Origin of the sequence: Photobacterium sp. Alg240-V54, assembly GCF_900537155.1 — a bacterium.
Classification (GTDB): domain Bacteria; phylum Pseudomonadota; class Gammaproteobacteria; order Enterobacterales; family Vibrionaceae; genus Photobacterium.
This window is the reverse complement of record NZ_UNRL01000010.1, coordinates 115,812-125,478: the sequence shown is the minus strand read 5'-3', so window position 1 is coordinate 125,478 and position 9,667 is coordinate 115,812. Positions and strand designations below refer to the sequence as shown.

Below are 9,667 nucleotides of genomic sequence, written 5' to 3'. Positions count from 1 at the left end.
CTTCAGATATAGCAGGACACTCAGCAACAGCAACAACAGATAAACCTTATGAGATCGATACTAGCATCGAGGCAGTCATTACCATTAACGATGTTACTACTGATAATATTATTAATGAAGTAGAAGCCACCGAAACGATCCCGCTTAACGGTAATGTTGGTGGCGATGTTAAGGTTGGAGATATTGTTACTGTCACTGTAGATGGCAACGAATATACAACGGCTGTTATTGAAAAAGATGGCCAGTTAGTGTGGGAAGTAGACGTACCGGGATCTGTTTTGGCCAATGCCAGTGTTGATACCATTACAGCAACCGTCACCGCGACAGATTCAGCGGGTAATGAGAAAGAAGCGACATCTTCTCACGATTATGAAGTGAAAACGTTAGCAGCCAGTATTACGATTGATGATGTCACTGCTGATAACACAATCAATGCMACGGAATCAACAGAGRTTATTCCCGTCAGTGGTAAAGTGGGGGGCGGAGTAAAAGTTGGTGATGTTGTAACGGTAACYATAGATGGAAATCAATACACCACGCCTGTTATCGAGAAAGATGGCCAATTAATCTGGACGGTTGATGTYGATGGAACAACGTTACTTCAAGCAAGTAAAGATACCATCTCAGCCACAGTAACWACGCAAGATGATGCTGGAAATTCTGCCTCTGCCAGTAGCACCCATGATTATCTCATTGATATTCAGGCAAGTATCACTATCAATCCCATTACTGGCGACAATATCATAACCCAATCTGAAGGCAATGAAGCGATACTGCCTATCACCGGATTTGTCGGTAAAGATGTACWACCRGGCGATCGTGTTACGGTGACCATTGATGGTAATGAATACAYAACCACTGTGAACGAAGATCTTAGCTGGACAGTGAATGTCACAGGGGAAGATATTTTAAARGCAGATCAAGTTACAGCCTCTGTTACCACAAATTATGGCGCTCCAACAGAAGCTACCGCATCCGATACCGAAGATTACAATGTCGTAATAGAAGCCAGTATTACGATAGATAGCATTGCAGATGATGGCATYATTAATCAAGACGAGAGTGAGGGTAAAGTACCGATTACAGGTAGCGTTGGTAACGACGTAAAACCGGGTGATGTGGTGACAATAAYGATTGGTGATRARACGTATACCACAACGGTGAACGCAGACAAAACATGGACAGTAGAGGTCGATGGTAGCGCTTTGGTCGAAAATGGTAGTGACAATGTGAATGCATCGGTCACGACTTCAGATATAGCAGGACACTCAGCAACAGCAACRACAGATAAACCTTATGAGATCGATACTAGCATCGAGGCAGTCATTACCATTAACGATGTTACTGCTGATAATATTATTAATGAAGTAGAAGCCACCGAAACGATCCCGCTTAACGGTAATGTTGGTGGCGATGTTAAGGTTGGAGATATTGTTACTGTCACTGTAGATGGCAACGAATATACAACGGCTGTTATTGAAAAAGATGGTCAGTTAGTGTGGGAAGTAGACGTACCGGGATCTGTTTTGGCCAATGCCAGTGTTGATACCATTACAGCAACCGTCACCGCGACAGATTCAGCGGGTAATGAGAAAGAAGCGACATCTTCTCACGATTATGAAGTGAAAACGTTAGCAGCCAGTATTACGATTGATGATGTCACTGCTGATAACACAATCAATGAAACTGAAGCAACAGAGGTTATTCCCGTCAGTGGTAAAGTGGGAGGCGGAGTAAAAGTCGGTGATGTTGTAACGGTAACCATAGATGGAAATCAATACACCACGCCTGTTATCGAGAAAGATGGCCAATTAATCTGGACGGTTGATGTTGATGGCTCGGTACTCACTAGTGCCAGTGTTGATACCATTACCGCAACGGTCACGGCGACAGATACTGCGGGTAATGTTAAACAAGCAATATCTACCCATGATTATGACGTTAAAACGTTAGATGTTAGCGTGACTGTTGAATCGATTAATGATGGTGATCCTATAACGGGCACACAATATGATAATAATGAATCAGTAAACGTGAGTGGTCTTGTTGGGGGAGATGCAAAAGAAGGCGACACCGTGACGTTACATTTTGGTGACAGTAATGTCCAAACGAGTGTTGTTAAATTACCAAGTGGAGAACTTGGTTATATAGCTCAAGTGCCTGGTGGGTTATTTGTTCCAAATAGTGATGATGGTTTTACAGGAGAGATACAGGCAACTATTTCAATTAGTGATGCGTTTGGTAATACTGCAGATAGTAACGCAGATAAAAATTATGATACTGAAGGAGAGGTGATTACGGGAGGTCCTGAAAATAACACGTTAACAGGAACGGGGTATAACGATCTTATTATTGGTGATTCTTACGTTAAAGCAGAAAAAGTGGCAGTGAACCTCGTGTTGGATTTATCTGGTTCGATGTCGATCAAAGAAGTTCAACCAGATGATATTCAACTGGTTAACGGTAATACTTCTGGTACTGTTATATTGACTCAAAGCCTAACTGGTCAAGATTTTCGTATTGATTTTTCTACTATTGAGGAGCTCAGTAATATTTTAAGCACCTCTTTTGGTTCACCATTAGGATTTTCCCAATTTTCTTCTGAAATTAATTTTGAGTTTCCAAGTGGGATTACGCAAAAAATAGACGATATTTATACCGATATAGGTTTAACTTCCCGTATTGATCTTGCTAAAAGCTCAATAAAGCAAGTGGTTGATAACTATGGCGATGTGCTAAATAACACTCAGCTATCGGAACTCGATTTTACTTTCATCACATTTGCGACAGCTGTTGATAGCCAAACAAAATTTAGTTGGGATTTTACGGAAAATACCCTAGTAACAGCAACGGGCGTTACTATTTCTGACTATTTAACCAGTGTGGTTCCTTTAACTGGGGGAGACAGTTTAACTAACTATGACCCAGCGATTGTTGATGCAATTAATTCATTCGATGATGCCGATAAATCTAATATCGTTTACTTCATTACCGATGGAATGGACACCGTTGAAGAATCAAATGGAGAATTCTTCGATAAGAATGTTGTTATTAATCAAACTCAAGCCAATTTAACGCAATACTCTCCCATAATTGTTCCTATTTCAATAGGTTCTATCGCAGCGAATAACCCTGATGCACAACATACGTTAAATGAAATGGCATCATTAGGATTTGATTATGAGGCTGACAATACCGGTAATAGTCAGGTCATCATTGCGTCTAACACAGCGCAACTTGATAACGCAGTAAACAACTCTTTCGGCACAATTATTGGTGGTAACGATATTATTCATGGCGGAAAAGGTGACGATTTTATTGTTGCTGATACATTAAATAATACATGGTTACTTGATCGCTATGGCTCTGGCGATACTAACATGTCTGATGTTATTAATAGCGGTACGACATTATCCGAAGTGCTATACAGTGTTGTTGCAAGTGAACAGGGGGTTGATGTAGATAGCTTAACAATGAAAGATATCTATCAGTTTGTTCAAAATAATCAAAGTGATCTTGTCGTTGAAGGTTCAAACAATAATGGTAAAGATACCATTTTTGGTGATGAAGGTGATGATATTTTATTTGGTTCAGGGAGTGAAGATGAATTAACTGGCGGCCCAGGGGACGATTTACTGTTTGGTCAAAGTGGTAATGATATTTTGATTGCAGATGCAGGCAACGATATATTAAATGGCGGAGCGGGTGAAGATATTTTTCAACTTAATGTTCTTTCAACAACAGAGCCTACAACTACGACCATCAATGATTTTGAGACAGACGAAACGATTGATATTAGCAGCATTTTAGAAACAGGGAGTACCATCGATGATCTACTCGATAAAGTGACTTCAGCTGAAGTAGTTGGTAATGATATTAGTTTAACATTTGAAAATGATCATAAAGTGGAATTGAAGGACGTTAAAGATCTTTATGTAGGGTTAGGTACATCAACAGAAGATATTGTCACTACCTTGTTTAATAATGATGTGTTTAATGTGATCAAATAAAGCAGAATAAATACCCGTGGACAATTGGGCATTTACGACCAACCAGCGTTATCTGTCGCTAACGTATTAGCTGGTTTATTCAAAGAATGAGTAATGCGACGTAGTGCACGACTATAACTATTAATAGTTGTTGGACATTTACCTTGCAGAGCCTAATGAGTAATATGGTGGTAATGGTTTGTTTTTAACTGATTGATAATTTGCGATATTTCAAATAAAAGGAGTTTATATGGAATCGAAACAAGCTGAGTTATTGGCTTTGCTAACTCAACAGTACCGTGAATATTGTGCAATACCATTAGATGAAATACAGCAAAAACGCGACAAGAAATCATTTATTAATGGGCTTATGGCGGCGTCTCGAGTCATCGGTATTAGTTATGAGCAGCTCAATGAAATTGTTGGTGCTAATGCTGAATCAAGAGCTGTAAATCTTGACGACAAGATTGAGATCCCAACTTATGTTCGCCATAAAATTATAATTGGACCATAGCAAGAACCATCACCGGGCGACATAAAGACTCTTTCAGTGGTGTTTTTAGACTCAAATCAGCACTAAATAGGCTGCCAATTGCGCGTTATTTAGTATCAAAATGGCAGATTATAGCCTCCGTTAGACGCTTTTTCTTGGAATATTTAGCCATCAATATTCTGCATCTATTTAATTTTAATATAAATTACGCCAACTCATCATTCTTGAAATCTTTGTCACTTTTAATGGTGAATGATTTTAACGCTAAAAAAGCCTATTCTTCCTTTTTTAGTTAAGGAACGTTGATGAAATTTAATTGCAAAAAAATAACGACATTGATTCGTTCGGTAATAACCGTTTCAGCACTGTTAGCTTGTGGTTCGGCTTTGGCGGCCGATAATGCGGCGAGCAATAAGCTAGATTGGCACGTTTTAGATGCTGCTACAGTAAATAGCACTGCATCTTTGTGTGCCAATTCAACGGTAAAAGTGTGCAATGGTGACATTCTTAATGCGCTGTATGCTGAAAATAACTATATGCCATATTGGTTTAATCCAGTGCTTGTCAATGCGATTATGCCGCAATTACAAGCGTTGGCAGATTCCAAAACACTACCCGGTATGTCGCAACGTCTAAAAGAGTTGAAACAACTACAAGCGTTGCCAGATGAGCGTGGGTTTGATCTGCTATTAACTGATACCTATTTGATTTACGCCGATTATGTACATCAATTAATGCAAGATCCTCGACCATTATATAATTCACAGCCTGTGACATTGACGCCGTTGACATTGAAAATGGCGCAGAATTATTTCCCATTAACGGTTCAAAAGATCAACTCTCTTATTCCTTCTTCGCTGTTTGTGCCAACAATGGATGTTATTAGCCACTTATTATCGCTACCGGCTAACCCGCTTGATTCGAGTACCGTTCACTTTGATGGCGTCGTCCACCTCGGCGATACCATTCCTTATGGTGCTAAAGTGGCGACTGTGCTTTGGAATTTGGGCTATTTAACTCAGCCTCAATACCAACAAGTTACCGCTCAAACAAAGATTACCAATACGGGTGTGATGAATAAAGCAATAAAAAGCTTTCAAGGTAATTATGGTCTGAAGATGGACGGTATTATTGGGTCAGATGTTGTTAGCCAATTAATCCGTCCTTATTCTAGTTTGGCACGTATTACGGCATTGAATTTACAACGTGAGCGTTTTGCACAGTTGCAAGGAAATGGCCCACAAATTATTGTTAATATTCCTGATTTTAAAATGAGGCTATATGACAATAAAAAATCGGTATTTGAATCGAAAATTATCGATGGCATGCCAAAACGGCCAACCAATTTGTTTCAGTCATACATTAATACGGTGGTGATTAACCCTTATTGGTATGTGCCTGAAACGATAAAGGTTCAGAATATTATTCCAGCGGCTAAAGCGAATCCTAATTTTTTAAAGAATAGTCATATTGATGTGATTAATAGTTGGACAGATCGGTCTGTTGTGCCACCAGAATCAATTGACTGGGCGACGGTAAATCCAAAGACATTTCCTCATCAGTTTCGTCAAGATACAGGCCCTGAAAATGCGTTAGGTCGGGTGGCGTTCTTGATGCCTGATTCGTTCTCTGTATATATGCATGATGAATCACAATCAGAGTATCCATTGTTTAACCGCTACCACCGTGATTTAAGTTCTGGCTGTATGCGTGTTCAAAACCCACGTCAGATGGCAACATTAATTCTGGCTTATCAAAATATGCCGAATTTACCTTCGGTTGACGATATGATTAATACCAATAATCACCGTGAAATTGGTTTAAATACACGTGTCAATGTTGATGTGGCTTACTTAACAGCGTGGGTAACACCTGATGGCCAGTTAGAGATGCGCCGTGATATTTACGGTTATGATAATCCGCGTGCTCAACCGATTCAGAATCAATTTATTTCGATTCCAAATTACCGAACGCATCAACGTATTAAATTGGCATTAAATGGTCAAAGTAGCTGATTTAGAAAATACATATTGCTGATTCGCTTAATTAAACAAAGATAGAAAAAGATAGGACACCCATAAATATCACGTGAATAAGATATGGGTGTCCTGTCTTTTTTTTTTTAGTGAAAAGGCGCAACGTGCTCTGATTTCGATTCAAATTCTTTAATAACGCAGATTTTACCCTCAGGCGTAAATTTAATAATAGATACCCCATTAAAATCATTAACGTCTAATTTTTGTTGTTCTTTAAAATACCACTCAACAACCACGGTATTTGTGCTCGGCTCATGAATAAATTGCTTAATTTCCCAAGCTAATACTGTTTGCTTGGCTAGCATGTCATCGATCCAATGATAAATTTCAGATAATCCAACGTATTCAGGCCCATAGCATTCACTGTAATAGATATCTGCTGTAAAAAGCTTATCTAGATGTGAAAAATCGCGTTTGATCCACATTTGAAAATAATGGCTAATAACTAATTCATAGTCAGATTTTTTCATGGTAATCAATCCTATGTTTGTAGAAAACAGACTCAATTTGACATATTGAAACCTTTGAAAGATAGATTATATCGCGAGTGAAAAAGCGAACTTAGATCAGATTTTGATACTTTAAAAGCAAATCGAGATTTACGAAAAGGCATTATCTTTCACTCGCGATGATATGATGCTTACAGATTAATAATGATGGAAAACACATGATGAATATAGTGCCAGTAGATGACAGTAACGCTCATGTTTATGCTAATTTGTATCAAGGCTATGCTGCAGAATTTTCTCAAATTGTTGTTGATAAACCAAATGTAGATGGGGTGTTTGAGATTTATCCTCAGCTAAAGGACAGTGTTACAGGTTATCTACTTTATATAGATGGTATTCCAGCCGCTTTAACAGCAATAGATGAAAGCACGCTTCAAGCGTATGAAATTTGTGACTTCTATGTATTGCCTTGTTTTAGAAAAAATAAAGTCGGTAAGCGCTTTATTTCGAGTTTATTTGAGCGCCTTGGCGGTTGTTGGGAAATCAAGCAAGTTGCAGGTGCTGATCACGCTATTAGTTTCTGGCGTGACGTTGTGAGTGACTATACATCAGATAATTATATTGAAGATATATACCAAGACCATAAATGGGGAACAGTAACAAGGCAACGCTTTACACACCTAAAATAGCTTAAAGAAAAAAGGACAAAAATAGGACAGCCATAAATTATAACCTTGGACAAGGTATGGCTGTCCCATCTCTTATTTCACGTTATTTTTTGATTATTTTCATCTCTAATTGTTGCTGTAAAAAATCAATAAAGCAGCGGGTTTTTGCCGGTAATAATCGCGTTTCTGTGATGGCATAAATGGGTACTGCGGCACTTTTCCAATCGGGAAGTACATGAGTTAACTTACCTTGTTCTAATTCTTGAGCCACAATCTCTTTCGGCATTAGAATTAGCCCCATATTTAATATCGCTAGCTGCTTGATCATTCCGATACTATTAACAAATAACTTGTTGGTTACTTTTATATCTGCGCGAGTATCTTGATTATATAACGTCCAGTGGGCGGACTTTACAATACTAAAGCATTGATGATTAACTAAATCGTTAGGAGTTTGTGGTTCGCCGTATTGGGCTAAGTAAGTAGGGCTGGCATACACATAATGATGAAAGCGGGCAATTTTACGGGCAATTAAGCTCGAGTTTTCACTTTCTCCTGCGCGAATAGCAACATCAAACGATTCTGATGTCATATCAACGCGGCGAGAGCTTAAATCAAACTCTAACCGAATATCTGGGTAGCGCTGACTGAATTCTGGTAATAATGGCGCGATATAAATAGTCGCAAAATCAATCGGCGCAGAGATACGCACAGTACCTGTTGGATGTGTTACTAGTTCACCTAATTGTTCATGAGCAAGTTTAGCCTCGTCGACAATACGACGACAGCGTTGATAATAAAGCTGACCAGCTTCTGTTAGTTCTATTTTTCGCGTAGTGCGATGAAACAATCTTAGACCTATTGCTTTTTCTAAGGCGCTAATTCTTCGAGATAGGGTGGAGTTAGGTACTCCTGTTACTTCAGCCGCCTGACGAAAACTCATCACTTTTGCTACTTCTACAAATAGCGCCATATCATCAAGTAGTTTCATTATTATCCCATTTATGAACCAATCATTTCCATTTTAGATTGTTTAAGTCATTAATGGAATTGTATAACATGGCTTTATCAAATGAAGACGGAAAAGAGACGATTATGCAAACTCAAAAGAAGACAGTACTTGTTGTTGGTGCGACTGGTTTTTTAGGTCGTAAAATTTTACGTAAGTTAATGCAGTACCCACATATTGATATTAAGGCGATGTCACGTAAAGGTGCACCAAGTGATAATGAGTTTGCAGCGTTAGAGTGGGTTAAAGCCGATATGCTGGATACTGAGTCTTTAGATGTAGCAATGCAGAATGTTGATATTGTAATTAGCTCTGCCAATGGATATATGAAAGAAAGTCTTGATGCTGATTTTCAGGGTAATAAGAATTTAGCTGAAGCTGCGGCAAGAGCAAATATCAAGCGGTTTGTGTTCTTGAGTATTGTGAACAGTGATGAGGCTGAAAGTGTACCGCATTTTCATGCTAAAAAAGTGGCTGAAGATGTGATTAAACGCGCAGGGATCCCTTATGTCTTCGTTCGTGCTCCGGCATTTTTAGATCAAACCTCAGACTATATTGCTGATGGTTTTAAGGCGGGGCGCTTTTATGCTATTGGCGATACAACAACCAAGTGGTCATATATTCTAACTGATGATTTAGCTGATTATTTAGCACAAGCTGCGGCGTATGCTGGTGATGATATTAACAATCAATCGATTGATGTGGGTTGGCAAGATGGCGCAAAAAGCCAAGCTGAACTGATACAAATGATCACTGAGGTGACAGGTAAAAAGCTATCAACGTGGACGATCCCTTGGTTTGTATTCTCGTTATTTGTACGCCCAATTAAGCTTTTTAGTGAATTGGGTTATGACATGTTGCAAATGTTCTTGTTCTTTAAAAAAGGCCGCTTTGTTGCTGACATTTCTCAACATGAGCGATTTTTTGGACCAGCACCGGTAGCAAAAGATGTGATTAAACGTTGGGCTAAGGCGAATCAGTTTATTTAATAACAGCTTAAGTGTTGATTATATTATTTATAAA

7 protein-coding genes are annotated in these 9,667 nt (G+C 38.8%); 5 read left to right on the top strand and 2 right to left on the bottom strand.

Annotated features, from left to right (window positions below):
- The 3 genes from G6R09_RS17735 to G6R09_RS17725 all read left to right on the top strand — a co-directional run.
- Positions 1–4,010, top strand: a 4,010-nt coding sequence (locus G6R09_RS17735) for an Ig-like domain-containing protein (RefSeq protein WP_163923801.1), incomplete at its 5' end; no start/stop codon positions are given.
- A 229-nt stretch (positions 4,011–4,239) separates the two neighbouring features.
- Positions 4,240–4,503 carry a hypothetical protein gene (locus G6R09_RS17730; RefSeq protein WP_065168945.1) on the top strand — a complete coding sequence of 88 codons (264 nt, stop codon included), beginning with the start codon at positions 4,240–4,242 and terminating at the stop codon, positions 4,501–4,503.
- A gap of 284 nt (positions 4,504–4,787) precedes the next feature.
- Positions 4,788–6,497 carry a L,D-transpeptidase family protein gene (locus tag G6R09_RS17725; RefSeq protein WP_163923798.1) on the top strand — a complete coding sequence of 570 codons (1,710 nt, stop codon included), beginning with the start codon at positions 4,788–4,790 and terminating at the stop codon, positions 6,495–6,497.
- Between the two features lie 107 nt (positions 6,498–6,604).
- Here the strand turns inward: G6R09_RS17725 and G6R09_RS17720 are convergent, their stop codons facing one another.
- Positions 6,605–6,988 carry a nuclear transport factor 2 family protein gene (locus G6R09_RS17720; RefSeq protein WP_163923797.1) on the bottom strand — a complete coding sequence of 128 codons (384 nt, stop codon included), beginning with the start codon at positions 6,986–6,988 and terminating at the stop codon, positions 6,605–6,607.
- 200 nt (positions 6,989–7,188) lie between these two features.
- On the opposite strand from G6R09_RS17720, the gene G6R09_RS17715 reads away from it, so the two are divergent.
- Complete coding sequence (locus G6R09_RS17715; protein ID WP_163923812.1) at positions 7,189–7,656, top strand: GNAT family N-acetyltransferase; 468 nt, start codon at positions 7,189–7,191, stop codon at positions 7,654–7,656.
- Positions 7,657–7,738: 82 nt separating this feature from the next.
- Here G6R09_RS17715 and G6R09_RS17710 read toward each other — a convergent pair whose 3' ends face one another.
- Positions 7,739–8,626: a LysR family transcriptional regulator gene (locus G6R09_RS17710; RefSeq protein WP_065168942.1), complete on the bottom strand. Its 888-nt coding sequence runs from the start codon at positions 8,624–8,626 to the stop codon at positions 7,739–7,741.
- A 68-nt stretch (positions 8,627–8,694) separates the two neighbouring features.
- Between G6R09_RS17710 and G6R09_RS17705 the strand changes: the two genes are divergently transcribed.
- Positions 8,695–9,633 (top strand): SDR family oxidoreductase, encoded by a 939-nt coding sequence (locus G6R09_RS17705; protein WP_235859716.1) that lies wholly within the window; start codon positions 8,695–8,697, stop codon positions 9,631–9,633.
- Positions 9,634–9,667 lie beyond the last annotated feature (34 nt).